20 protein-coding genes and 1 tRNA gene are annotated in these 24,085 nt (G+C 70.0%); 9 read left to right on the forward strand and 12 right to left on the reverse strand.

Annotated elements, in window-relative coordinates:
• Positions 1-8 precede the first annotated feature (8 nt).
• The 7 genes from hpf to AC1RN0_RS07880 all read right to left on the reverse strand — a co-directional run bounded on the left by hpf (position 9) and on the right by AC1RN0_RS07880 (position 6,350).
• Complete coding sequence (gene hpf, locus AC1RN0_RS07850) at positions 9-629, reverse strand: ribosome hibernation-promoting factor, HPF/YfiA family (RefSeq protein ID WP_492787011.1); 621 nt, start codon at positions 627-629, stop codon at positions 9-11.
• 76 nt (positions 630-705) lie between these two features.
• A complete protein-coding gene (locus AC1RN0_RS07855) occupies positions 706-1,326 on the reverse strand; it encodes an exopolysaccharide biosynthesis protein (RefSeq protein WP_492786872.1) in 621 nt (206 codons plus the stop codon).
• Between the two features lie 54 nt (positions 1,327-1,380).
• Complete coding sequence (gene rpoN, locus AC1RN0_RS07860) at positions 1,381-2,877, reverse strand: RNA polymerase factor sigma-54 (protein ID WP_492786873.1); 1,497 nt, start codon at positions 2,875-2,877, stop codon at positions 1,381-1,383.
• A 929-nt stretch (positions 2,878-3,806) separates the two neighbouring features.
• Entirely contained in the window at positions 3,807-4,550 is a 744-nt protein-coding gene (gene lptB / locus AC1RN0_RS07865) for an LPS export ABC transporter ATP-binding protein (RefSeq protein WP_492786874.1), read from the reverse strand.
• On the reverse strand, positions 4,551-5,072 hold the full coding sequence (locus tag AC1RN0_RS07870) for an LptA/OstA family protein (protein WP_492786875.1): 522 nt from the start codon (positions 5,070-5,072) through the stop codon (positions 4,551-4,553).
• 29 nt (positions 5,073-5,101) lie between these two features.
• Positions 5,102-5,725 carry an LPS export ABC transporter periplasmic protein LptC gene (lptC, locus tag AC1RN0_RS07875; RefSeq protein ID WP_492786876.1) on the reverse strand — a complete coding sequence of 208 codons (624 nt, stop codon included), beginning with the start codon at positions 5,723-5,725 and terminating at the stop codon, positions 5,102-5,104.
• Between the two features lie 7 nt (positions 5,726-5,732).
• On the reverse strand, positions 5,733-6,350 hold the full coding sequence (locus tag AC1RN0_RS07880) for a ribonuclease D (protein ID WP_492786877.1): 618 nt from the start codon (positions 6,348-6,350) through the stop codon (positions 5,733-5,735).
• 303 nt (positions 6,351-6,653) lie between these two features.
• On the opposite strand from AC1RN0_RS07880, the gene AC1RN0_RS07885 reads away from it, so the two are divergent.
• Entirely contained in the window at positions 6,654-7,754 is a 1,101-nt protein-coding gene (locus tag AC1RN0_RS07885; protein ID WP_492786878.1) for a hypothetical protein, read from the forward strand.
• A gap of 71 nt (positions 7,755-7,825) precedes the next feature.
• Here the strand turns inward: AC1RN0_RS07885 and AC1RN0_RS07890 are convergent.
• A tRNA-Leu gene (locus AC1RN0_RS07890) sits at positions 7,826-7,912 on the reverse strand.
• 138 nt (positions 7,913-8,050) lie between these two features.
• Between AC1RN0_RS07890 and AC1RN0_RS07895 the strand changes: the two genes are divergently transcribed.
• Entirely contained in the window at positions 8,051-9,016 is a 966-nt protein-coding gene (locus AC1RN0_RS07895) for a complex I NDUFA9 subunit family protein (RefSeq protein ID WP_492786879.1), read from the forward strand.
• 1 nt (position 9,017) lies between these two features.
• Here AC1RN0_RS07895 and AC1RN0_RS07900 read toward each other — a convergent pair whose 3' ends face one another.
• Positions 9,018-9,821 carry an undecaprenyl-diphosphate phosphatase gene (locus AC1RN0_RS07900; RefSeq protein WP_492786880.1) on the reverse strand — a complete coding sequence of 268 codons (804 nt, stop codon included), beginning with the start codon at positions 9,819-9,821 and terminating at the stop codon, positions 9,018-9,020.
• Between the two features lie 189 nt (positions 9,822-10,010).
• On the opposite strand from AC1RN0_RS07900, the gene AC1RN0_RS07905 reads away from it, so the two are divergent.
• Together AC1RN0_RS07905 and gltB are read left to right on the forward strand one after the other, a co-directional pair.
• Positions 10,011-11,459: an NAD(P)-dependent oxidoreductase gene (locus tag AC1RN0_RS07905; protein ID WP_492786881.1), complete on the forward strand. Its 1,449-nt coding sequence runs from the start codon at positions 10,011-10,013 to the stop codon at positions 11,457-11,459.
• A 5-nt stretch (positions 11,460-11,464) separates the two neighbouring features.
• Positions 11,465-16,003 (forward strand): glutamate synthase large subunit, encoded by a 4,539-nt coding sequence (gene gltB, locus AC1RN0_RS07910; protein ID WP_492786882.1) that lies wholly within the window; start codon positions 11,465-11,467, stop codon positions 16,001-16,003.
• Here the strand turns inward: gltB and AC1RN0_RS07915 are convergent.
• On the reverse strand, positions 16,000-17,148 hold the full coding sequence (locus AC1RN0_RS07915; protein WP_492786883.1) for a citrate/2-methylcitrate synthase: 1,149 nt from the start codon (positions 17,146-17,148) through the stop codon (positions 16,000-16,002). The genes gltB and AC1RN0_RS07915 overlap by 4 nt on opposite strands.
• Positions 17,149-17,230: 82 nt before the next feature.
• Here AC1RN0_RS07915 and AC1RN0_RS07920 point away from each other — a divergent pair, with 82 nt between their 5' ends.
• Genes AC1RN0_RS07920 through queG form a run of 4 tightly spaced genes read left to right on the forward strand, consistent with a single transcriptional unit; the run spans position 17,231 to position 21,084 of the window.
• On the forward strand, positions 17,231-18,316 hold the full coding sequence (locus AC1RN0_RS07920; protein ID WP_492786884.1) for a citrate synthase/methylcitrate synthase: 1,086 nt from the start codon (positions 17,231-17,233) through the stop codon (positions 18,314-18,316).
• Between the two features lie 54 nt (positions 18,317-18,370).
• Positions 18,371-19,309 (forward strand): cation diffusion facilitator family transporter, encoded by a 939-nt coding sequence (locus tag AC1RN0_RS07925; protein ID WP_492786885.1) that lies wholly within the window; start codon positions 18,371-18,373, stop codon positions 19,307-19,309.
• 55 nt (positions 19,310-19,364) lie between these two features.
• On the forward strand, positions 19,365-20,054 hold the full coding sequence (gene fzlA / locus AC1RN0_RS07930; protein WP_492786886.1) for an FtsZ-binding protein FzlA: 690 nt from the start codon (positions 19,365-19,367) through the stop codon (positions 20,052-20,054).
• Positions 20,035-21,084 (forward strand): tRNA epoxyqueuosine(34) reductase QueG, encoded by a 1,050-nt coding sequence (gene queG / locus AC1RN0_RS07935; RefSeq protein WP_492787012.1) that lies wholly within the window; start codon positions 20,035-20,037, stop codon positions 21,082-21,084. Before fzlA ends, queG begins: the two co-directional genes overlap by 20 nt.
• 123 nt (positions 21,085-21,207) lie before the next feature.
• Here the strand turns inward: queG and argE are convergent, their stop codons facing one another.
• Positions 21,208-22,377, reverse strand: coding sequence for an acetylornithine deacetylase (gene argE / locus AC1RN0_RS07940; RefSeq protein WP_492786887.1), 1,170 nt, complete (start codon positions 22,375-22,377; stop codon positions 21,208-21,210).
• 309 nt (positions 22,378-22,686) lie between these two features.
• On the opposite strand from argE, the gene purU reads away from it, so the two are divergent.
• Positions 22,687-23,529, forward strand: a complete 843-nt coding sequence (gene purU / locus AC1RN0_RS07945; protein WP_492787013.1) for a formyltetrahydrofolate deformylase — start codon at positions 22,687-22,689, stop codon at positions 23,527-23,529.
• A 44-nt stretch (positions 23,530-23,573) separates the two neighbouring features.
• Here purU and bamJ read toward each other — a convergent pair whose 3' ends face one another.
• Positions 23,574-24,077, reverse strand: a complete 504-nt coding sequence (gene bamJ / locus AC1RN0_RS07950; RefSeq protein WP_492786888.1) for a BamJ family beta-barrel-assembly machinery protein — start codon at positions 24,075-24,077, stop codon at positions 23,574-23,576.
• Positions 24,078-24,085: the final 8 nt, after the last annotated feature.

Consider the following 24,085-nt stretch of genomic DNA (forward strand, 5'->3'; position numbering starts at 1 on the left):
GCGCCGTGTCAGGCGACTACCCGCTTTCCGTTTCCGCTCTGTGACTGTGTCCGTTCAGGGTCGATCCAGCCGATGTTCCCGTCCGGCCGTCGATACACCACGGACAATCCCCCGTGGGCAGCGTTCCTGAACACGATTGTGCGAGATTCGGTCAAGTCCAGTTCCATGACCGCCATCGAAACGGTCATCGTCTTCAGCGCTTCCTCGGATTCGGCGATGATCATGCCGGTCGGCGGCGCGTGGCCGTCCACGCCGTCCCAGTCCTCGACCTCGTCGTCGGGGGCCTTGAGGACAAAGAAGGCCGCGGTTTCGTCGCGCCGGGCCTCGGCCTGGATCGAATGACTCTTGAGCCGCCGCTTGTAGCGGCGGACCCGGGTCTCGATCTTGCCCAGCGCGTCGCTGAAGGCCGCGTGGGCGTCGGCGGCGAGGCCGTGACTCTGCAGCATCTGGCCGGAATCCAGCCGGATCGAACAGTCGACCCGGAAGGCGTATCCCTCCTTTGTGACGACGACGTCGGCCGAGCCGCCGCGATCGAAGTACTTGCCAATGGTGGTGGTGAGGTCGTCCGAAACCCGCGTGCGCAGGGCTTCCCCGACGTCGACATGCTTGCCGGATACGTGCACTTGCATGCGTCTAGAACGCGCCTGTCGGACATAGGTGTCAAGCAATCGACGGCCGGATCGCTTTCTTGTGAGCGGCCCCCGTTCAGGCGATGCCGGCGGCCCGCGCGACATGGCCGATGAAGGCGACGGCAACGTTCCAGCCGATCGCCACCAGGGCCACGCTCAGGGCCGTGATGGCGTAGCCGGCCAGCGCCAGGACGCCGTCGCGCTGGACCAGCGCCAGGCCGAACACCGCGATCGCCGCGCCCGGGGCCATGTTGCCGAGCCAGATCGGCAGCAGCAGCACCAGGGCCAGCAGGGTGACGGTCAGGCCGATGACCCGGTCGCCGACCGGGCCGAACAGGAACACCAGCCGGGGCGCCGAGACCTTCTCGATGCGCTCGAGCGTCGGCACCAGCTTGCGCAGGGCGCCGGCCAGCTTGGCCCGCTCCAGCCGCTTTTCGTCCACGAAGCGCGGCAGCCAGGGCCGGTGGATTCCGATCGCGATCTGCGGGCCGAAGAACAGCAACGGCGCGGCCAGGAAGGTCGAGGATCCCGGCGGCAGCGGCAGCCAGTTGGGCGCCGCGAAAATGAACAGCAGCGCGCCGAACGATCGCCGGCCCAGCCGATGCACGATCTCTCCGACCGTCAGGGTCGGGTCCGGGTCGTCGGCGATGTCGGTCAGCAGCGCCGAGAGCGGTTTGCGGCGATCAACGGGATCCATGGACGGGCTCTGCATCCGGCACGAAACGCGCGAGCCGGGGATAGGTCCCGCGCATCAGACGGACGCGCGTAGCATCCGTCTGCGTTCAACGGATGACGGAATCCGCATCGCCTCGCGATATTTCGCGACCGTGCGGCGGGCGATGTCGACGCCGGCTTCCTTGAGAATGTCGACGATGGCGTCATCGGAGTGAACGTCGCCCTCGGCGCCCTCGGCGTCGATCAGCTGGCGGATCTTGTGGCGCACCGATTCGGCCGAGTGGGCTTCGCCGCCCGACGAGGAGGCGATCGACGAGGTGAAGAAGAACTTCAGCTCGAACACCCCGCGCGGCGTGGCGATGTACTTGTTCGAGGTGACCCGGCTGACCGTGCTCTCGTGCATGCCGATGGCGTCGGCGACGGTTTTCAGGTTCAGCGGCCGCAGGTGTTCGACGCCGTAGGCGAGGAAGCCGTCCTGCTGGCGAACGATCTCGCTGGAGACCTTGAGGATGGTGCGGGCGCGCTGGTCGAGGCTCTTCACCAGCCAGTTGGCGCTGGCCAGGCAGTCCTGGACGAAGGTCTTCTCCTGGTCGGTGCGCGCGCCGCCGGCGACCTTGGCGTGATAGCGGCGGTCGATCAGCACCTTGGGCAGGGTGTCGGTGTTCAGCTCGACCAGCCACAGCCCGCCCGAGCCCTCCCGGACGAACACGTCCGGAACCACGGGCTGCGAGGGCTCGCCGCCGAAGGCCGCGCCCGGCCGGGGCGTCAGGGCCTTCAGCTCGCCGATCATCTCGCGCAGGTCTTCGTCATCGACGCCGCAGGCCTTGCGGAGGCCGGGCATGTCGCGCCGGGCCAGCAGATCGAGGTTGTCGAGCAGCGCGGCCATCGCCGGGTCGAAACGGTTGCGGTCCTTCAGCTGGATCGCCAGGCATTCGCGCACGTCGCGGGCCATGACGCCGACGGGCTCGAAGCCCTGCAGGACGCCCAGCACCTCCTCGATGAACGCCAGCTCGCAGCCAAGCCGGTCGGACATGTCGATCAGGTCGGCGCGCATGTAGCCGCCCTCGTCGACCGCATCGATCAGCACCGCGGCGACCACCCGCTGGGGCTCGCTCAGCCGCGCCACGGCCAGCTGGTCGTGCAGGTGCTCGCCCAGGGTCTTGTCGCGCGTCAGACGGCCTTCGAGGCTGTCCTCGCCCTCGAAGGTCGCGCCGCGGCCGGCGCGGGACCAGTCGATGTCGCCGCCGGCCTGGCCGGGTTCGCGGGTGTCGCCGTCGCCGGCGTCGCGTTCGCCGGGAGAAAGATCGGTCGGGCCGGCGTCCATGTCCGCCTGGGCGGCGCCGTCGGGCACCTGGTCGGCGGAATAGTCGGGCGTCTCGGCCCGGACGGGCTCGGCTTCCGGCTCGTTGTCGCGGTCGTCGCGGGCCAGCAGCGGATTGCGCTCCAGCTCGCCCTCGACATAGGCCTCGAGCTCGAGATTGGTCAGTTGCAGCAGCTTGATCGCCTGCTGGAGTTGCGGCGTGATGACCAGGCCCTGGCCCTGTCGAAGCTCAAGTCTTGGACCGAGCGCCACGCGCTTCCCCCTCCCGTTGGAACAACCCGAGGGGAGATTGGACGCGCGAGAGTTAACGTGACCCTTAAGCGGCGCGGTTCTTGCACAGCGCCGCCATCGCCCCTTCCGTGCGCCTCCCGCCGCCCTCTCCCGGAGCGAGCGGTGGCCCGGCGGCGACGGGTCGGAGAACGAGGAAGGGGCGGCTGACGGGACGAGTGCCCGGGTCCCGCGACACCGGCGCCTTTTCTCCATTCCGCTCCCCCGGGGAGAGGATGGTCCGCGGCGCATCTTCAGATCCCCGCGCCTAACGCCTTGAAATCCCACACCTCCGTCCCGGCTGTCCGACCGCGCCAAACAATCTCCCCATCGCCCCCTCGGCCCGCGCCTATCCTTTCCCCATCCCGCTGCACGGGGAGGGCGCCGAGGCCAGGCGATCCGAGGCGGCGGCGGGGTGGAGTTCGAGCGGGAAGCTCCGACGGCGTCAGTCGTGAAGGTCCCTCCGCCGCCGCCATCGGCATCCCGGCGGAGCTGAGAACCGGAACGGCCCCTGGCCGAAGGAGCGGCAGGTGAGCGGGGGTTACGCTCACGGTCCGGGGACGGCACGCCGCCGCCCGCCCGCCGGAGGCTTCTGCCGGCTAAGCGTTAAAGGCGCTGCCCACCGGCGGCCATCGGATAACGGACTTCGCGGCGCGGGACGGTTTCGGCCTTCTCAGACCCACTCCACCTGCTCATCCGGCTGAGACCGGAGCGCGCCGCGCCCTCCCTGCCTTCACAGGATCAGATCCGTGAGGCGGCGATGTCGTGCGTGGTTCGAGCCCCGGATCCAGTCCGGGGTCGGCCGGGGCCTCGCCCCTCACCATGACGAATTGAGGTACAGCCCAAACCCTGCCCGTCATCCTGAGGAGCGATCCCGCAGGATCGCGTCTCGAAGGACGCACCCTGGCGCCGTCTCAGCTGAACCGGTCGCCCAGGTAGACGCGGCGGACGTCGGGGTTGTCGACGATCTCCTGCGGCGCGCCCTCGAACAGCACTTCGCCGGCGTGGATGATCGAGGCGCGGTCGATGATGTCGAGCGTCTCGCGCACGTTGTGGTCGGTGATCAGGATGCCGATGCCGCGGCCCTTGAGGTAGCCGATCACGTCGCGGATGTCGGCGATGGCCAGGGGGTCGATGCCGGCGAACGGTTCGTCCAGCAGCATGAAGCTGGGCTCGCTGGCCAGGGCGCGGGCGATTTCCACGCGCCGGCGCTCGCCGCCCGACAGGGACACGGCCGGCGCGGTGCGCAGATGGCTGATGCGCAGCTCGTCGAGCAGGGCGGCGGTCGCCGCGCGGGCCCGGCCGGTTTCCGTCTCGCGCATCTCGACCACGGCCAGCACGTTTTCCTCGACGGTCATGCCGCGGAAGATCGAGGCCTCCTGCGGCAGATAGCCGAGGCCCATGCGGGCGCGCTGGTACATCGGCAGGGCGGTGATGTCGCGGCCGTCGAGGGTGATGGTCCCGGCGTCGACCGGGATCAGGCCGGTGATCATGTAGAAGCAGGTCGTCTTGCCCGCGCCGTTCGGACCGAGCAGGCCGGCGACCTCGCCGCGCTTCAGCCGCAGGCTGACGCCGTGCACGATCTGCCGGTCGCCGAACGACTTGAACAGCCGGTCGACGACGAGGCCTTCGCCGCTCTGGTCGAGGTCCGCCGCCACCTAGTTGGTGGTCCCCTGGTTGGGATAGAAGACGCCGCGCACGCGTCCGGCCTTGTTGCGGCCGGTGACGTTCGAGGACATCTGCGCCTGGCCGGTGCGGGTGTTGATGACCAGCCGGTCGCCGCGCACCACGCTCTTGCCCTGCACCACGATGACGTTGCCCGACAGGGTGATCGTCTCGCCGCCGAAGCTGTAGAGGGCGCCGTCGGCCCGCACGGTGCGTTCGGGGGTCACGAAGTAGACCTGTCCGTCGGCCTCCATGCGATCGCTCGCGCCGCAGCCGTCGCTCTTCTTGACGGTGTACATGCGGACGCTGTTGGCCCGCAGGCGCGTGCGTCCCTGCAGGGCCTCGACCGCGCCGCTCCAGGTCGACACGCACTGGCTCTGGATGACCTCCGAGGAGTCGGCCGTGATGTCGATCGGCGCGCGCGGATCGAGCTGCGCCAGGGCGCCGCCCGCTCCGAACAGCACGCTGGCGGCGGCGATGGCCGCCCACTGAAACTTTTTAACCGCGCTCTGCATGCGCGCTCCCGACCTGTTCATGACCCGTCTTATTCCGGATTGACGCGCGTGCGAACCCTGCCTCGGAACTCGATGCGGTCGCCCTTGTCTTTAACACTGTAGGAATCGGCTGAAACCTGCCCCACGGGGCCGTCTCCCTCGATGCCCTTCTGGCCAACCGCCGTGCCCGTGCGGGTGTCGATGGTGATGTCGTTCGAGGCGACCTTGTTGCCCAGGCCGTCGTCGATGCGCACCTCGCCGGTCAGCCGCAGCATCCGCGTCTGCTCGTCGTAGACGCCCTTGCGGGCCATCAGGCGGCGCGGCGTGGCCGTCTCGGCGCCGACGACCATGATCGGCTCGATCAGGGTGACGCGGTTCGGCTCGCGCTCGTCGCGCGCGGCCTGCTGCGCGCCGATCAGGAAGCTGCGGCCGTCCTCGACCCGGCCCTGGAAGCGGGCGCCGACCATGCGGATGATCGGATCGTCATTCTTCACGGGATGGGGGGCCTTCACCGCGCTGATCGTCACCAGGGTCGCCAGGGCGAGGGCGATCACCGCCATCATCGCCGGCAGCGCGCGGCGCAGCACCGTGATCAGCGACAGCCGACGCTCCCACCGCGCGAAGGCGGCGTCGCGATCGACCGGCGTTGTCACGGGATGCGTCGTCGCGGTCATGGGCGGCTCAGCTGTGGGCGAAGATGTCGACGTCCTCCCAGCCGGCGAGGTCGAGCCGCGCGCGCTGGGGCAGGAAGTCGAAACAGGCCTGGGCCAGCCCGGCGCGGCCTTCACGGTCGAGCATCGTCTGCAGGCGGTTCATCACGCCGTGCAGATAGAGAACGTCGGACGCGGCGTAGGCCAGCTGTTCGGGCGAAAGCACCGCGGCGCCCCAGTCGGAGCTCTGCTGCGCCTTGCTGAGGTCGACGCCCAGCAGTTCCTTGACCACGTCCTTGAGGCCGTGGCGGTCGGTGTAGGTGCGGGCGAGCTTGGAGGCGATCTTGGTGCACCAGACAGGGGTGGTGGTGATCTTCAGATGCTGCTCGAACATGGCGATGTCAAAGCGGCCGAAGTGAAAGATCTTCAGCACCGCGGGATCGGTCAGCAGGGCCTTGAGGTTGGGGCAGTCGTAGGTCGGGCGGTTGAGCCGCACCACATGGGCGTTGCCGTCGCCGGCCGAGATCTGCACCACGCACAGCGGATCGCGCTGCAGGCTCAGCCCCATGGTTTCCGAATCGATGGCGACCGAGGTCACGCCCGCGAACAGGCCCGCCGGAATGTCGCCCTCATGCAGGTGGTTGGCCAAATCCGACCGCTCCTCAAAACGTTTCGCTTCTGTCGCCGACAGGGGGCTGTTCAGGTCGCCGGCGATTCATCGCCAGCCCCCGTACGACGCGCGCGCCGTCGCCGCGCCTCTTCATAGCGACAAATACCCAAGCGGGCCGCCGAATCCAGCGCCGGGGCGTGTTTTTGTCGAGAAAGTTCCACCGCCGACAGGATTCACCGGCGTCTCGACTGATCGTGAACGAAGTTTAATTCAGATGACCGAAGTTTAACGCCGCCCCGACCGAAGACCCGGTTAGCCATTGTCAGACGTGGCGGGTGGGCGATGCGTATCAGTGAAAATCCTTCGCGGGCCGGATTCCTCAGCGATGACGGCCTCCACCGCCCGCGATCATCGGCGCTCGCCGATATCCTGCGCGATCCCGACTATTTTCCCGACCGGATCGACCCGGCGTCCGGGCTGATGCGGTTTGTCGCCACCAGCCGGGGCGTGCTGGACCACAGCAGTTTCCTCGATGGCCGGTCGGCCCTCGGCGTCACCGCCTTCGTCGCGCCGATCGAGGAAGTCGCGGCGCTGGCCCCGGCGGCGGCGGACCCCGTCCGCTGGATCTTCCACACGGCCTTCTGCGGCTCGACCCTGCTGGCCCGCATGTGCGGCGTTCCCGGCAAGGTCCTGTGCCTGCGCGAGCCGCAGGCCCTGGTCGACCTCGACAGCTGGCGGACAGGCCTCGGCGACGGCGACCGGGCGCTCTACGCGGCGCTGGCGTCAGCCGTCGTCGGCCAGATGGCCAAGGCGCGGGCGCCGGGCGAGGCGCTGCTGATCAAGCCCTCGAACTGGGTCAACGGCGCGCTGGACGACTTGCTGGCGCCGGCGCGCGGCGACCGGGCGATGGTTCTCTCGAGCGATCCGGCGGCGTTTCTTGTGGCGGTGCTGCGCGGCGGACGGCCGAGGATCGAATACACCCTGCGTCTGGCCGACCACCTGCTGCAGTCCCGGCCGGCGCTGCGCGACGCCGCCGTCCGCCTGCTGCCGCAAACCGGCGAGCCGATGGTCCGGGCGCTTCGGCTGGCGCTGCTGGCGCACTGGGCCCAGCTGTGCCTGTTCGCGGCCCGGTTCCGCGCGCCGGGCGAAGACCTCCATGCCGCGCGGCTCGACTATGACCGGCTCGCCGCGGAGGGGGAGGACGCCCTGGCCTTCGCCAGCGCGCGCCTGTCGCTGGGTCTGGCGCCGGACGAGATCGCGGCGAGCGTCGCCCGCCACCGGAGCCGGCACGCCAAGAACGATGACGGCGAGGCGGAATGGCGCGGGGATGAGGCGGCCAACCGCGCGGTCATGGACGCCTGGGGCCCCGCGGTCGGGGAGGCCCTGCGAATCGTGCCGACGCTGCGGTCGGCCAACGCGTCGATGATCGCCGCCCTGGCCTAGGCCGACCGGACGCGAAACCGCCGCCGCGCGGAAGACATCCGCGCCTTGCGACCATCGTCAAAAGGGAAGGGTGGTGCCCAGGAGAGGACTCGAACCTCCACGGCCGTTAAGCCACTGGCACCTGAAGCCAGCGCGTCTACCAATTCCGCCACCTGGGCTCGCATACCTTTCCGGAACCCCGGATCAGCGCGAAGGCGAGCCTCATAGGGCGCCGTCTTGATGCGGTCAATGGCGCGTTGCACATGAACCGCGCGTCGTCTATCGGGGCGCTATCGTACAAGGGAAAAGGCGCCGTCATGCGTGGGCTCGTCACCGTCTTCGGAGGAACCGGCTTTGTCGGCCGTCAGGTCGTCCGGTCGCTGGCCAGGCAGGGCTGGCGCGTTCGCGTCGCCGCCCGCAACGTCGGTCGGGGCTACCGGCTGCGCATGCTGGGCGACGTCGGCCAGATCGAAGTGGTCCAGGCCAATGTGCGCAATCCTGATTCGGTGGCCCGCGCGCTCGACGGGGCCGAGGCCTGCGTGAACCTCGTCGGCGTGCTCTACGAGAGCGGCCGCCAGGGCTTCCAGGCGATGCACGCGGCCGGCGCCAGGGCGATCGCCGAGGCCGCCGCCGCCCGGGGGATCACGCGGTTCGTCCAGATGTCGGCCCTCGGCGCCGATGCGGCGTCGCCGGCGAAGTACGCCCGCACCAAGGCCGAGGGCGAGGCCGCCGTGCGCGCCGCCATCCCCTCGGCCGTGATCCTGCGCCCGTCGGTGGTGTTCGGTCCGGAAGATGATTTCTTCAACCGCTTCGCCGCCATGGCCGGCGTCAGCCCGGCCCTGCCGCTGCCCGGCGGCGGCGCGACCCGCTTCCAGCCGGTCTATGTCGGCGACGTCGCCCAGGCCGTGGCGACGGCGATCGGCGATCCGGCCTGCGCCGGCCGCACCTTTGAACTGGGCGGCCCAGGCGTGTTCACCTTCCGCGAGCTGATGGAGTTCGTCCTGCGCGAGATCGGCAAGAGCCGCATCCTCGCGCCGCTGCCCTGGCCGGTCGCCGGCCTGATCGGCAAGGTGGCGGCCGTCACCGCCGTCGTCGGCATCGCGCCGGTGCTGACCAGCGACCAGGTCGAACTTCTGCGCAGCGACAATGTCGTCAGCGACGGCGCCGAGGGGCTGGACGCCCTGGGCGTCACGCCGCGCAGCGTCGAGGCGATCGCCCCGACCTACCTCTATCGCTACCGTAAGGGCGGCCAGTACGCGGCGGCGCCCGAGGGCGCGTTCTGACCTAGGCCAGGTACAGCCAGGCCAGGCCCGCGGCGCCGACGAGGATCCGCCACCAGCCGAACGGTGCGAGGCCGCGCTTGCTCACGAAGTCGAGCAGCACCTTCACGACCACCAGGCCGGACAGGAACGAGACGACGAAGCCCACGGCCAGCAGGCCGAGGTGATCGCCCTGCATCAGGCTTTCGCGGCTTTCCCAGAAATCCTTGGCGAAGGCCCCGATCATGGTCGGGATGGCGAGGAAGAAGCTGAACTCGGCCGCCGCCCGCTTGTCGACGCCCAGCAGGACGCCGCCGACGATGGTCGCGCCCGACCGCGACACGCCGGGGATCATCGCCAGGCACTGCACCAGGCCGATGCCCAGCGAGGTCAGCAGCGGCAGCTTCATGGCGTCGTGCTCTTTCGGCGCGGGACTCCAGCGATCGATGGCCAGCAGCGCCACGCCGCCGATGACCAGCGACCAGCAGATCACCTGCGGGCTCTCGAACAGAACCGTCTTGATGAAGTCGTAGAGCAGGAATCCGAACACCACGGCCGGCAGGAAGGCGACCAGCACCGACAGCGTGAAGCGCCGCGCCTCCGGCTTCGTCGGCAGGCCGATGAGAACCTTCCACAGGCGCCCGAAGTACAACGCCACCACCGCGAGAATCGCGCCCAGCTGGATCAGCACGATGAAGTCGTTCCACGCCTGGCCCTGCAGTCCGAGCGCCAGCTTGGCCAGCAGGAGGTGGCCGGTGGACGAGACCGGGATGAACTCGGTCAGCCCTTCGACGATCCCGAGGATGACAGCGGCGAGGAGGTCGCTCATGAGAGGCCTTTTTGGCTATGGTCTACAAACGGGACGATAACGGCGCGTGCGGGAGCGAATCCGCGTCCGGTTTCGCGGAGCGGTGTCGGATTGTGGTCCCAAAAGTGGACAATCGCATTTTTCATGCGCGGGCCAGCCCGTAGAACCCCTGCCGGGCAATGTTTTTCTTCTAGAAGGCTGGAGCGCGGCATGGCCGAGCGGATGCTTAAGTTCACGACCATCGATCGCCGCACTCCGGAGAAGCGGGATGCGCGAGAGCGCGACCGCGACTTCCATGAAATCTATGCCGACTTTATCGACGCGAAGGCCGCCGAACAGGCCTCGCGCTGCTCACAGTGCGGCGTCCCCTTCTGCCAGACCCACTGTCCGCTGCACAACAACATCCCCGACTGGCTGCGGATGACGGCGGCCGGGCGGCTGGAAGAGGCCTATCGCCTGTCGCAGGCGACCAACACCATGCCCGAGATCTGCGGCCGCATCTGCCCGCAGGACCGCCTGTGCGAGGGAAACTGCGTCATCGAGCAGTCGGGCCACGGCACCGTCACCATCGGCGCGGTCGAGCGCTACCTGAGCGACAAGGCCTGGGAAGAGGGCTGGGTGAAGCCGCTGGTCGCCCGCGCCGAGCTCGGCCAGTCGGTCGGCATCGTCGGCGCCGGCCCCGCGGGCCTGGCGACGGCGGAAATCCTGCGCGAGCTGGGCTACGCCGTCACCGTCTACGACCGGCACGACCGGGCCGGCGGCCTGCTGATCTACGGCATCCCCGGCTTCAAGCTGGAAAAGGACGTGGTCGAGCGCCGCACCCAGCGCCTGGCCGACGGCGGCGTGGTGTTCAAGCTGAACTTCGAGGTCGGCCGCGACGCCACCCTGCCGCAGCTGCGCGAACGCCATGACGCCGTGCTGCTGGCCACCGGCGTCTACGCCGCCCGCGAACTGGAGATGCCGGGGACCGGCTCCCAGGGTGTGGTCGCCGCGCTCGACTACCTGATCGCCTCCAACCGTCACGGCCTCGGCGACATGGTCGCCGACTTCGAGTCGGGCGTGCTCGACGCGGCCGACAAGGACGTCGTGGTCATCGGCGGCGGCGACACGGCCATGGACTGCGTCCGTACGGCGATCCGCCAGGGCGCGAAGTCGGTCACCTGCCTCTATCGCCGCGACAAGGAAAACATGCCGGGCTCCCTGCGCGAGGTCTCCAACGCCGAGGAGGAAGGCGTGATCTTCGAATGGCTGGCCGCGCCCCGCAGCCTGCTGGGCGGCGCCGACGGCGTCACCGGTGTCCGCGCGGTGCGCATGCGGCTGGGCCCGCCCGACCATTCCGGCCGCCGTGCGCCGGAGGCTGTCGAGGGCTCCGACTTCGACCTGCCGGCCCAGCTGGTGATCAAGGCCCTCGGCTTTGATCCCGAAGACCTGCCCACGACCCTGGCCGCGCCCGACCTGTCGGTCAGCCGCTGGGGCACGGTGAAGATCGACCGCAAGACCCAGGCCGCCAATCTCGACGGCGTGTTCGCCGCCGGCGACATCGCCCGCGGCGCCTCGCTGGTCGTCTGGGCCATCCGCGACGGCCGCGACGCCGCCGACTCCATCCACAGCTACCTGCAGGCGAAGGCGGACTCTCCCGCCCTCGTCGCGGCGGAGTGACTGACATGAGCGCCGAACTCACCCGCTACCTCGCCAACCGTCAGCTGCTGATCGACGGTCACGCCTACGATCCGACCTCCGAGCGCGACAACTGCGGCGTCGGCCTGGTCTGCGCGATCGACGGCAAGCCGCGCCGCGAAGTGGTCGAGCTGGCCATCAAGGCGCTGAAGGCCGTCTGGCATCGGGGCGCCATCGACGCCGACGGCAAGACCGGCGACGGCGCCGGCATCCTGCTGTCCGTGCCACAGGACTTCTTCATCGACCAGGTGCGCAACACCGGCCACAAGCTGCGCCCGGGCGCCATCGCCGTGGGCCAGATCTTCCTGCCGCGCACCGATCTGGGCGCCCAGGAAGCGGCGCGGACCATCGTCGAGAGCGAGGCCCTGCGCTTCGGCTTCTACATCTACGGCTGGCGCCAGGTGCCGGTCGACACCTCGGTGATCGGCGAGAAGGCCAACGCCACCCGGCCCGAGATCGAGCAGATCATGCTCTCGCCGCCGTCGGGCATGGAAGGCGAGGCGCTGGAGCGCGCGCTGTTCCTCTGCCGCAAGCGGATCGAGAAGAAGGTCGCCGCCGCGGCGATCAACGACTTCTACATCTGCTCCCTGTCGGCCCGGTCGCTGATCTACAAGGGCATGTTCCTCGCCGAGAACATCGACGACTTCTATCCCGACCTGCGCGACGCGCGGTTCGCCGCCGCGGTGGCCATCTTCCACCAGCGCTACTCGACCAACACCTTTCCCCAGTGGCGGCTGGCCCAGCCGTTCCGGATGCTGGCCCACAACGGCGAAATCAACACGCTGAAGGGCAACACCAACTGGATGAAGAGCCATGAAATCCGCATGGCCGCCCAGGCGTTCGGCGATTTCGGCGACGACGTGAAGCCGGTGATCCAGCCCAGCGGCTCGGATTCCGCCGCGCTCGACAACACCTTCGAGGTTCTGGTCCGCGCTGGCCGCGACGCGCCGATGGCCAAGGCCCTGCTGATCCCGGAAGCCTGGGCCAGCAAGTCCGACGAACAGATGAAGCCGCAGCACCGCGCGCTGTACTCCTACTGCAACGCGGTGATGGAGCCGTGGGACGGCCCGGCGGCGCTGTGCGCCACCGACGGCCGCTGGGTCGTGGCCGGCAAGGACCGCAACGGCCTGCGTCCGCTGCGCGTGGCCTACACCGACGACGGCCTGGTCATCATGGGCTCGGAAGCGGGCATGTGCGGCGTCGCCGAGGAGCGCATCGTCCGCAAGCTCAACATCTCGCCGGGGCGGATGATCGCCATCGATCTGGTCGAGGGGCGGCTCTACGACGAGGACGCGATCATCGATCGCCTCGCCGACGCGCATCCCTATACCGACTGGCTCGGCAACATGGTCAACCTCGAGGAGCGGATCGCGCCCGGCCCCGAGCCGCGCCGCTGCTATGGCGAAGACCTGGCCCGTCGCCAGGCCGCCGCCGGCATGACGCTGGAAGACCTTGAGCTGGTGCTCGCGCCGATGGTCGAGGACGGCAAGGAAGCCGTCGGCTCGATGGGCGACGACACGCCGCTGGCCGTGCTGTCCGACAACTACCGGCCGCTGAGCCACTATTTCCGGCAGAACTTCAGCCAGGTGACCAACCCGCCCATCGACCCGCTCCGCGAAACCGGGGTGATGAGCCTGAAGACCCGCTTCAAGAACCTCGGCAACATTCTCGTCGAGGACGAGGCCCAGACCGACGTCTATGTGCTGGAAAGCCCGGTGCTGACGACCGGCATGTACGAGCGGATCCTCGGCTATATCGGCGACAAGGCCCTGGCGGTCATCGACTGCACCATGCCGATCCCGGCCGACGAGGCGCGGCCCGGCGACGCCCTGCGCGCCAACCTCGACCGCATCCGCGCCGAGGCGGAGGACGCGGCCCTGCGCGGCTGCGCGACCATCGTCCTGACCGACGAGCACAGCGGCCCCGACCGCGTCGCCCTGCCGATGATCCTCGCCACGGGCGGGGTGCACGCGCACCTCGTGAGCAAGGGCCTGCGGTCCTACGTCTCCATCATCGTGCGCTCGGCCGAGTGCATGGACACCCACTACTTCGCGGTGCTGGTCGGCGTCGGAGCCACGGCGGTCAACGCCTGGCTGTCGCAGGAAAGCTTCCAGGACCGGCTCGAGCGCGGGCTGATGGGCGACGCCACGCTTCGCCAGACCTGCGTGAACTTCAAGACGGCCATCGAACAGGGCCTGCTGAAGATCATCTCCAAGATGGGCATCGCGGTGATCTCGTCCTACCGCGGCGGCTACAACTTCGAGGCCGTCGGCCTGTCGCGGTCGCTGGTGGCGGAATTCTTCCCGGGCATGCCCTCGCGCATCTCCGGCATCGGCTTCGCCGGTCTGGAAAAGCGCGCGGTCGAGCTGCACCAGCGCGCCTGGGACCCGGCGTTCGTTGCCCTGCCGGTCGGCGGCTTCTACAAGGCCCGCCGTTCGGGCGAGGCGCACGCCTTCGAGGCGCGCATGATCCACACCCTGCAGCACGCCTGCGACACCGGCGACTACGAGTCCTACAAGCGCTTCTCCGACGGCATGCGTAGCCTGCCGCAGATCCAGCTGCGCGACCTGCTCGACTGGCGCAGCGACCGCAAGCCGCTGTCCCCGGACGACGTCGAGAGCGTCAACGAGATCCGCAAGCGCTTCCTGACGCCGGGCATGAGCCTCGGGGCGCTCGGCCCGGAGGCGCACGGCGCGCTGAACATCGCCATGAACCGGATCGGGGCCAAGTCGGTCTCCGGCGAGGGCGGCGAGGACCGCAGCCGCTACCGGCCGTTGCCCAACGGCGACAACCCCAACAGCGCCGTCAAGCAGGTCGCCTCGGGCCGCTTCGGCGTCACCGCCGAGTACCTGAACGAGTGCCGCGAGATCGAGATCAAGGTCGCCCAGGGCGCCAAGCCCGGCGAGGGCGGCCAGCTGCCCGGCTTCAAGGTCACCGAGATGATCGCCCGGCTGCGCCACGCCACGCCCGGCGTGATGCTGATCAGCCCGCCGCCGCACCACGACATCTACTCGATCGAGGACCTGGCCCAGCTCATCTATGACCTGAAGCAGATCAACCCGGACGCCCGGGTGACGGTGAAGCTGGTGGCCATGACCGGCATCGGCGCCATCGCCGCCGGCGTGGCCAAGGCCAAGGCCGACATCATCCTGATCTCGGGCAGCGTCGGCGGCACGGGCGCCAGCCCGCAGACCTCGATCAAGTACGCCGGCGGTCCGTGGGAAATGGGCCTGTCCGAGGCCAACCAGGTGCTGACGCTGAACAACCTGCGCCACTCGGTGCGGCTGCGCACCGACGGCGGCATCCGCACGGGCCGCGACGTGGTCATCGCCGCCATGCTCGGCGCCGAGGAGTTCGGCATCGGCACGGCCAGCCTGATCGCCATGGGCTGCATCATGGTCCGCCAGTGCCATTCCAACACCTGTCCGGTGGGGGTCTGCACCCAGGACGAGGCCCTGCGCGCCCGGTTCACCGGCACGCCGGACAAGGTCGTCAACCTGTTCACCTTCATCGCCGAGGAGGTGCGCGACATCCTCGCCCAACTGGGTTTCCGCTCGATCCAGGAGATCGTCGGCCGGACCGATCTGCTGACCCAGGTCAGCCGCGGCGGCGAGCACCTCGACGACCTCGACCTCAACCCGCTGCTGGTCCGCGCCGACCCGGGGCACAACAAGCCCTACTGCACGGTCGAGGGCCGCAACGAGGTGCCCGACACGCTGGACGCCCAGATCGTTCGCGACGCGGCCCCGCTGCTCCAGCGCGGCGAGAAGATGCAGCTGACCTACACCGTGCGGAACACCGCCCGGGCGATCGGCGCGCGCATCTCCAGCCACATCACCCGCAAGTTCGGCATGAGCGCCCTGCCGTCCGATCACCTGACCATCGAGCTCAAGGGCTCGGCCGGCCAGAGCCTCGGGGCCTTCTCGGTGCGCGGCCTGCGCATCGTCCTGACTGGCGAGGCGAACGACTATGTCGGCAAGGGCCTGTCGGGCGCGACCATCGTGGTGCGGCCCTCGCCGCATCTGGTGTCGCCCGAGTCCAACGCCATCATCGGCAACACCTGCCTCTATGGCGCGACGGCCGGCAAGCTGTTCGCGGCCGGCCAGGCGGGCGAGCGGTTCGCCGTGCGCAATTCCGGGGCCACCACCGTGGTCGAAGGCTGCGGCGCCAACGGCTGCGAGTACATGACCGGCGGCGCGGCGGTGATCCTCGGCCCCACGGGCGGCAACTTCGGCGCCGGGATGACGGGCGGCATGGCCTATGTGCTCGACCTCTCCGACCGGTTCCCCGGCCGGGTCAACAACGACAGCGTCATCGTCCAGCGGTTGGCCTCGCCACACTGGGAAGAGCACCTGCGCAAGCTGGTGTCCGAGCACGCCCACGAGACGGGTTCGGCCTTCGCCCAGGGCATCCTGCGCGACTGGGACCGCATGCGCGGCCTGTTCTGGCAGGTCTGCCCCAAGGAGATGGCCGGCCGGCTCGATCACCCGCTGCAGGCCGAGGAAGCGGCGTTCGAGCGGGCCTAGAGGGCCGGGACCTCGCCGATGTAGCGCGCGCGGGGACGGATCAGCGTCCCCGTCTGCACCTGCTCGACGGCGTGGGCCAGCCAGCCGGCCGTGCGGGCCACCGCGAACAGGGCGAACGGCGCGTCCGGCGGCAGGCCGAACCGCGCGCACAGGGCGGTGACCGCGAAATCGACGTTGGCCGCCTCGCCGGTCATCGCCTCCACGGCCGCCTGCAGGGCGGCGTAGTCCTCGGGCGGCTCCAGCACGGCCAGCAGGGCCGCCGCGCGCGGGTCGCCGTCCGGATAGAGCGGGTGGCCGAAGCCCGGCGTCGGTCCGGCGCGGGCGATGCGGCCGGCCACCGTCGCCTCGGGCCCGATCCGTCGGGACTCCTCGACCAGGTTGATCACCCGCCCGGCCATGCCGCCGTGCAGCGGGCCTGACAGGGCGCACAGGCCCGACAGCGCCGACGCGGCCAGCGAGGCCCCGGTGCTGGCGGTGACCCGCGCGGCGAAGGTCGAGGCGTTCAGCTCATGGTCGGCCAGCAGCACCAGCTGTCGGCGGATGAAGTCGGCCGCGTCCGGCCGGCCCCAGGCGTCGGCGATGCGCCGGTGGATGGGTCCTTCGCCCGAACCGCCGGCCGCGGCGTCGGCCACAAGGTCCAGCAGCCCGACCGCCTCGACCGCAAGGGCCAGGGCCGCCCGGCCGCGCGCGGGCGGGTCGATGCCCGCGCGGGTCGACAGGGCGTTGAACAGACGCTCGCGCAGGGAGGTCCCGCCGGCGGCGACAGGGGCGGGCGCGGCCTTCAGCGCCGCGCCGTGGCCGCCCCGCAGCAGGCGGGCCACCGACTCCAGGGTTTCGGTCTCTGCAAGGCCCACGGCGTCACGGCCGCGGTAGAACAACCGCCCGCCGGCGACCGTGGTGATGGCCGAGGCCAGAACCGGCTCGCCCCAGGCGATGGCCCCCGCCGCCACCTCGGACGCCTTGCGGCCGCGCTTCTTGCGCTCGGCCAGCCCGCCGACGTCGGCCAGGCGATAGCGGCTGCGGCGCGGGTCGGCGGGGTCGGGCCGGGCCTCGATGCGGCCCCGACTGACATAGGCGTACAGCGTCTGCGGCCGCACCCCGAGCCGGTCCAGCGCCTCTTCGGCGGATATCCAGTCGCGATCCATGGTCACATATTGATTATATTGATCAAGATTGACGATAGCATGCGTCGGGCGGATTTGTCTCGCCGTGAAAAGGAGACAAGACATGAGTGACGGACTGGAAGGCGTGATCGCCGCCAACACGGTGCTGTCGGATGTGGACGGGCTGGCCGGGCATCTGATCATCCGCGGCTACAGCCTCGACGACCTCGCGGGACGGACCCGCTTCGAGGACGTCGCCCACCTGCTGTTCGACGGCTTCTTCGACGACATGCCGTCGGACCTGACCGCCGCCCTCGGCGCCGCGCGCGTGGCGGTGTTCGCCGAAACGGCCGCGATCGACGCGGGCCTGTTGAAACTGACGCCCGTCGAGGCCATGCGGGCCCTGACCGCGCGGCTGGCCGACGGCGACGGACTGGAGACGGCCCTCAGGCTGCTCGCCGCGCCGGCGGTGTTCATTCCGGCGGTGGTGCGGGCCCAGGCCGGCCAGTCGCTGGTCCCGCCGGACGCCACACTGCGCCACAGCGCCGACATCCTGCGCATGCTGCGCGGCCGCCCGGCCAGTGAAGCCGAGGCTGACGCGCTCGACGCCTATCTGGTGACGGTCAGCGACCACGGCCTCAACGCCTCGACCTTCGCCGCCCGGGTGGTGGCCTCGACCCAGGCCGGACTGACTTCGGCCGTGCTGGCCGGGATCTCGGCGCTCAAGGGTCCGCTGCACGGCGGCGCGCCGGGGCCGGTGATCGACATGCTCGACGGCATCGGCCGGCCGGAGAACGCCCGCGCCTGGCTGGAGGCGGCGCTGGACCGGGGCGAGCGGCTGATGGGCTTCGGCCACCGGGTCTACCGCGTGCGCGACCCGCGCGCCGATGTGCTCAAGGCGGCCGTGCGGCGGATGAGCGAGGGGTCCAACGTCCTGCCGGGCCGCGTCGCCTTCGCCGAGGCCGTGGAGAAGGCCGCCCTGGCCATCCTCAAGGATCGCAAACCCGACCGGCCGCTGGACATCAATGTCGAGTTCTACACGGCGCTGCTGCTCGAGGCCCTGGCCTTCCCGCCCTCGACCTTCACCGGGGTGTTCGCCATGGGCCGGGTCGCCGGCTGGATCGCCCACGCCCGCGAGCAGCTGGTCGGCGGACGGCTGATCCGGCCGGCGTCGCAGTACATCGGACCGCAGCCGCGCCGCGCGGCCTGAAACCGCGAATCGTTCGCGCTTCGGTCGGAGGCGGGACGCGGCTAGAAGGGCGGGATGAGCACCGCGCCCCTCACCAACGCCCAGACGGCCGCCCTGACCCGGCGGGTCACCACCCTGTCGGTCGCCACCGCCGTGGTGCTGGTGACCGCCAAGGCCGTCGCCTGGTGGTTCAGCGGCTCGGTGGCGCTGCTGGCGTCGCTGGCCGACTCGGGGCTCGACCTGCTGGCCTCGCTGATCACCCTCTATGCGGTGCGCTACGCGGTCGAGCCGCCGGACGCCGAGCACCGCTTCGGTCATGGCAAGGCCGAGGCCTTCGCCAGCCTGATGCAGGCGGGCCTCGTGTTCGCCTCCGCCGCCCTGATCGGCCGCGAGGCCTTCGCCGGCCTGCTCAGGCCGCAGCCGATCGACGCGGGCGGCTGGGCCATCGCCGTCATGGGCCTGTCGGTCATCATGACCTTCGGCCTGATCACGGTGCAGTCCTGGGTGCTGAAGCGGACGCGCTCGGTGGCCGTCACCGGCGACCGGGCCCACTACGCGGCCGATCTTGTCTCCAACATCGCCGCCATGGCCGGCATCGCCGGCGCGGCGCTGCTGGGTATCCACTGGCTGGACGCCGCCGCCGGCCTGCTGGTCGCCGTCTGGCTGCTGTGGGGCGCCATCGGCGTGTTCCGCGAGGCGGGCAATCAGCTGATGGACCACGAGCTGCCGGAAGAAGACCGGGCGCGGATCATCGCCCTGATGACCGAGGACCACCGCATCCAGGACGTCCACCAGCTGCGCACCCGGGCGTCTGGTCCATGGATCCACATCCAGATGCACGCCGACCTCGATCCCGACTGCAGTCTGGCCGCCGCGCACGAGGCGATGGTCGCGGCCGAAAAGCGGGTGCTGGAAGCCTTCCCGGCGGCTGACATCATCATCCATCCGGATCCGCACGGCCGGGCCGAACCGCACGGCGGGACCTTCGGCGAGGTCGAGCACGGCGCGCGGTAAACGCGCCCTTAACGCCCGTCTGCGCTATGTCTGGTGAGAATCACCCGGACTCCCGATGAGCGTCGATCGCACCCTCCACCACTTCCCGCTCGACCCGGCCTCGCGGCAGGTGCGGCTGGCGCTGGGCGAGAAGCGGCTGTCCTTCACCGAGGTGCAGGTCCGCTGGTGGGAAAGCCCGGCCGACTTCCTGCTGCTCAACCCGTCCGGCGTGCCGCCGGTGCTGGTCGAGGTCGACGGCGCCGGCCGACGCGTCGTGGTCTGCGAGACGCGGGCCATCCTCGAACACATCGAGGAACAGAACCCCGAGCCCGCCCTTCTGGGTCGCGAGCCGTCCGAACGGGCCGAGGCGCGCCGCCTGCTGCAATGGTTCGACCGCAAGTTCGACGCCGAGGTCTCCGGCTACCTGCTGCACGAGAAGATGGAAAAGCGGCTGCTGGGCCTGGGCGCGCCGGCGCTGGCGAACATCCGCGCCGGCCGTGACGCCCTGAAGCTGCACATGCAGTATATCGAGGGCCTGCTGGCCGACCGCGACTGGCTGGCGGGCAAGCGCATCTCGCTGGCCGACATGGCCGCCGCCGCCCACCTGTCGGTGATCGACTACTTCGGCGACGTGCCGTGGAACGACTTCACCACCGCCCGCACCTGGTACATGAAGATCAAGTCGCGCCCCTGCTTCCGGCCGCTGCTGGCCGACCGCTGGCCCGGCCTCGCGCCCGCGCCGCACTATCACGACCTTGATTTCTGAGGCCGACAGGAGCCGCATCCGCGCCGACGCCCTAGGCCTCGGGTTCGACGTCTGCGGCTTCGCCTCGGCGTCCGACGCCTGGCCCGCCGGCGAGCGGCTGGAACGGTTCGTCGCCGAAGGCCTGCACGGGACCATGGGCTGGATGGCCGAGACCCTGCCGCGCCGGGTCCATCCGACCGGCATGTGGGCCGAGGCCCGCAGCGCCGTCGTGCTGGGTCTCAACTACGGTCCGGATCGCGATCCGCTGGAGGCGCTCAAGGCCCGCTCGACCGGCGCGATCTCGGTCTACGCCCAGGGCGACGACTACCACGAGCTGATCAAGGGCCGGCTGAAGACCCTCGCCGGCCAGATCGTCGCGCGGGCGGGCGGCGAGGTGAAGGTGTTCGTCGACACCGCGCCGCTGATGGAGAAGCCGCTGGCCCAGCGGGCGGGCCTCGGCTGGCAGGGCAAGCACACCAACCTTGTCTCCCGCGATCTGGGCTCCTGGCTGTTCCTCGGCTCGATCCTGACGACGCTGGACATCGACCCGGACGCCGCCGAGGTCGACCACTGCGGCTCCTGCCGCGCCTGCCTCGACATCTGCCCGACGAACGCCTTTCCGGCGCCCTACCGGCTCGATGCGCGACGCTGCATCTCCTACCTGACCATCGAGCACGCCGGGCCCGTGCCGGAAGACCTGCGCGCGGCGATGGGCAACCGCATCTACGGCTGCGACGACTGCCTGGCCGTCTGCCCGTGGAACAAGTTCGCGGCCACGGCGCGGGAGAGCGCCTTCCACGCGCGGGACGAACTGCGCTCGCCGGGACTGGCCGAGCTGGCGACGCTGGATGACGCCGCGTTTCGCGCGAAGTTCCGCAAGAGCCCGGTCAAGCGCATTGGCCGCGATCGCTTCGTGCGCAACGTGCTCTACGCCATCGGCAACAGCGGCGATGCGGCGCTGGCGGCGTCGGCGGAGGCGCTGACGGGTGATCCGTCCGAGGTCGTGCGCGATGCGGCCGGCTGGGCGCTGGCGCGGCTGGGCGCGGCGTAGAACGAGCTGCTCCCCCTCTGGGGAAGCTGTCAGCCCGAACGGGCTGACTGAGGGGGCCGACACAGGCGCCGCCCCCTCCACCATCCTTCGGATGGTCCCCCTCCCCCTGCGGGGGAGGATCTCTCACCCCGCCCGCAACGTCTCCGCCAGCCGGATCATGAACGCCGCGCCCTGGCGCATCTGGTCGGCCTCCACGTACTCGTCCGGCTGGTGGGCCTGGTCGATGGCGCCGGGGCCGCAGATGACGGTCGAGAAGCCCGCCCCCTGGAACTGGCCGCCCTCGGCGGCGTAGGGCACGGCCCGCAGCGGGCCGTTGTCGCCGGTCAGGCCGCGTACGAACGCCTCGGCCGCGCCGTTGTCGGGCGCCATCGAGGGCACATTGGCCAGAACCTCGAACACCGCGCCGCAATCCGGGTCCAGCGCCTTCAGCCGGCCGTCGAGTTCGGCCACCCGGGCGATGAACGGCGCCAGGACCACCAGCGGATCGTCGCCGGGCTCGGCGCGGACGTCGAAGACGACCTCGCAGCGGCGCGCGAGGATGTTGGCCGCCGTGCCGCCGTCGATCCGGCCGATGGTCAGGCTGGTTCCCTTCGGCTCGAACGGCGAGGCCGGGTCGGCCCGGGCCGCGAGGTCGGCGGACAGGTCCGACAGCATCGCCAGCAGGCCCACCGCCGCCATGTTGGCCGAAACGCCCAGATGGGTCTGGCTGGAATGGGCCTCGCGTCCTGTGACCACCACGCGGAAGAAGGCCGCGCCCTTGTGGCCGCCGACGGCCTTCATCAGCGACGGCTCGCCGACGATGGCGAGGGCCGGTCGCGGCAGGTCGCGGGCGATCGTCGCGATCATCTCCGGCGCGCCGAAACAGCCGACTTCCTCGTCATAGGAAAAAGCCAGGTGCACGGGGCGCTTCAGCCCGTCGCGGAACAGCGGAACGGCCGCCAGGGCCAGGGCGATGAAGCCCTTCATGTCCGCGGCGCCGCGCCCGAAGAGCTTCCCGTCGCGCTCGGTCAGGACGAAGGGATCGCTGGTCCAGGGCTGGCCGTCGACCGGCACCACGTCGGTGTGGCCCGACAGGATGACCCCGCCCTCAACCATCGGCCCGACGGTGGCCAGCAGGTTGGCCTTGTCGCCGTCGGCGCTGGCGATGCGGCGGCTGGCGACGCCCTGCGCCGCCAGATGGCCCTCGACCCAGTCGATCAGGGCGAGATTGGACAGGCGCGAGGTGGTGTCGAACCCGACCAGTGCGCCGAGGATGGCGATGGCGCGGTCGGCGAGGGCGTCGGTGTGGGGCATGGGGGATGTGTAGGCTGACCACCCCCTTCCGTCATCGTCGGACTTGTTCCAGAGCCTGTCCTCGGGTCGGCCGCTGGCCGAACCCGGGGGACCCATGATCGCGAACAGACGAGATGAAGGCGGAATGGCTTGAGGCCCCGCCGGCCGGCACGGTGTGCATGGGTCCTCGGGACAAGCCCGAGGATGACGGTGATTTGCAGATCCGCCGGGCCACCTCTCCCTCCGGGAGAGGAAGGCTTGGTGTTGCGCGCAAACCCTTGCCGTATCGGGGCCGCGCCCTTAAGCCGTCGCTCCATGTCGACCCAAGGCCTGATCCTCACCCTGTCCTGTCCCGACCGCCGCGGAATCGTCGCGGCCGTGTCCGCCTTCCTGGCGCAGCGGGACTGCAACATCCTCGACGCTCAGCAGTATGACGACGCCGAGACCGGCGTCTTCTTCATGCGCGTGGTGTTCCGTCCCGACAGCTACGGCGCGGACGACCTGCGCGAGGCCTTCGCGGAGATCGGCGAGGCCTTCGGCATGGCCTGGAGCCTGCGTGACCCGAAGGTGCGCAAGAAGGTGATGATCCTGGCCAGCAAGTCGGACCACTGCCTGTCGGACCTGCTCTACCGCTGGCGCATCGGCGAGCTGCCGATGGACATCGCCGGGGTGATCTCCAACCACCCGGCCGAGACCTATCGCAACGTCGACCTGTCGGACCTGCCGTTCCACCATCTGCCGGTGACCAAGGACACCAAGCTGGAGCAGGAGGCCGAGGTCTGGAAGCTGATCCGCGACACCGGCGCCGACCTGGTCGTGCTCGCCCGCTACATGCAGGTGCTGTCGGACGGCCTGGCGGCCAAGCTGGAAGGCCGCTGCATCAACATCCACCACTCGTTCCTGCCGGGCTTCAAGGGCGCCAAGCCCTATCACCAGGCCCATGCGCGCGGCGTGAAGGTGATCGGCGCCAGCGCCCACTTCGTCACCGGCGACCTCGACGAGGGCCCGATCATCGAACAGGACGTCGAACGCATCAGCCACCGCGACACCCCGGACGACCTGATCCGCAAGGGCCGCGACATCGAACGCCGCGTGCTGGCGCGGGCGCTGCGCTGGTCGCTGGAGGACCGCGTGCTGCTGAACGGCCGCAAGACCGTGGTGTTCACGGACTGAGCCGCGTCAATCCTCTCCGCGAAGCGGGGAGGATCATCGAGAATTCAGCCCATCGCGCTCGCGGCCGGCAGCACGCCGATCAGCTGGATGCGGAAGATCAGCACGCTGTTGGGCGGGATCGGGCCCGCGCCCTGTTCGCCGTAGCCGAGCGCCGGCGGGACGTAGAGGATCCATTCGTCGCCGGGCTTCATCTTCTGCAGGGCCTCGATCCAGGCCGGGATCAGGCCGCCCAGCCGCATCACCGCCGGGGCGCCGCGGGCGAACGAGCTGTCGAAGATCTCGCCGGAGATCAGCTTGCCTTCGTAGTGGACCTTGACCTCGTCCTCGCGCCTGGGCGAGACGCCGTCGGCCGGGCCGGAGGTCACGACCTTGTAGAGCACGCCCGACGGCAGCTTCTGAACGCCCGGCTCCTTGGCCGTGGTCTCGAGGAAGGTCGCGGCCGTGGCCGCGTTGGCCTGGATCAGCGAGGTGTCGGCTTCCTTCTTCGCGCAGCCGGCCAGGGCCAGGCTGGCGACGGCGGCCGCGACGATCAGGGTGCGCTTGAACATTGTCGGTC

Source organism: Caulobacter sp. GW821-FHT12F03, assembly GCF_058806855.1.

Coding starts and splice junctions, on each gene's coding strand:
- fzlA (WP_492786886.1), top strand. CDS start 19,365: ATGAGCGTCGATCGCACCCTCCACCACTTCCCGCTCGACCCGGCCTCG.
- bamJ (WP_492786888.1), bottom strand. CDS start 24,077: ATGTTCAAGCGCACCCTGATCGTCGCGGCCGCCGTCGCCAGCCTGGCC.
- hpf (WP_492787011.1), bottom strand. CDS start 629: ATGCAAGTGCACGTATCCGGCAAGCATGTCGACGTCGGGGAAGCCCTG.
- AC1RN0_RS07925 (WP_492786885.1), top strand. CDS start 18,371: ATGAGCACCGCGCCCCTCACCAACGCCCAGACGGCCGCCCTGACCCGG.
- gltB (WP_492786882.1), top strand. CDS start 11,465: ATGAGCGCCGAACTCACCCGCTACCTCGCCAACCGTCAGCTGCTGATC.
- AC1RN0_RS07870 (WP_492786875.1), bottom strand. CDS start 5,072: ATGCAGAGCGCGGTTAAAAAGTTTCAGTGGGCGGCCATCGCCGCCGCC.
- lptC (WP_492786876.1), bottom strand. CDS start 5,725: ATGACCGCGACGACGCATCCCGTGACAACGCCGGTCGATCGCGACGCC.
- AC1RN0_RS07855 (WP_492786872.1), bottom strand. CDS start 1,326: ATGGATCCCGTTGATCGCCGCAAACCGCTCTCGGCGCTGCTGACCGAC.
- AC1RN0_RS07920 (WP_492786884.1), top strand. CDS start 17,231: ATGAGTGACGGACTGGAAGGCGTGATCGCCGCCAACACGGTGCTGTCG.
- argE (WP_492786887.1), bottom strand. CDS start 22,377: ATGCCCCACACCGACGCCCTCGCCGACCGCGCCATCGCCATCCTCGGC.
- AC1RN0_RS07895 (WP_492786879.1), top strand. CDS start 8,051: ATGCGTGGGCTCGTCACCGTCTTCGGAGGAACCGGCTTTGTCGGCCGT.
- AC1RN0_RS07915 (WP_492786883.1), bottom strand. CDS start 17,148: ATGGATCGCGACTGGATATCCGCCGAAGAGGCGCTGGACCGGCTCGGG.
- AC1RN0_RS07885 (WP_492786878.1), top strand. CDS start 6,654: ATGCGTATCAGTGAAAATCCTTCGCGGGCCGGATTCCTCAGCGATGAC.
- AC1RN0_RS07905 (WP_492786881.1), top strand. CDS start 10,011: ATGGCCGAGCGGATGCTTAAGTTCACGACCATCGATCGCCGCACTCCG.
- AC1RN0_RS07900 (WP_492786880.1), bottom strand. CDS start 9,821: ATGAGCGACCTCCTCGCCGCTGTCATCCTCGGGATCGTCGAAGGGCTG.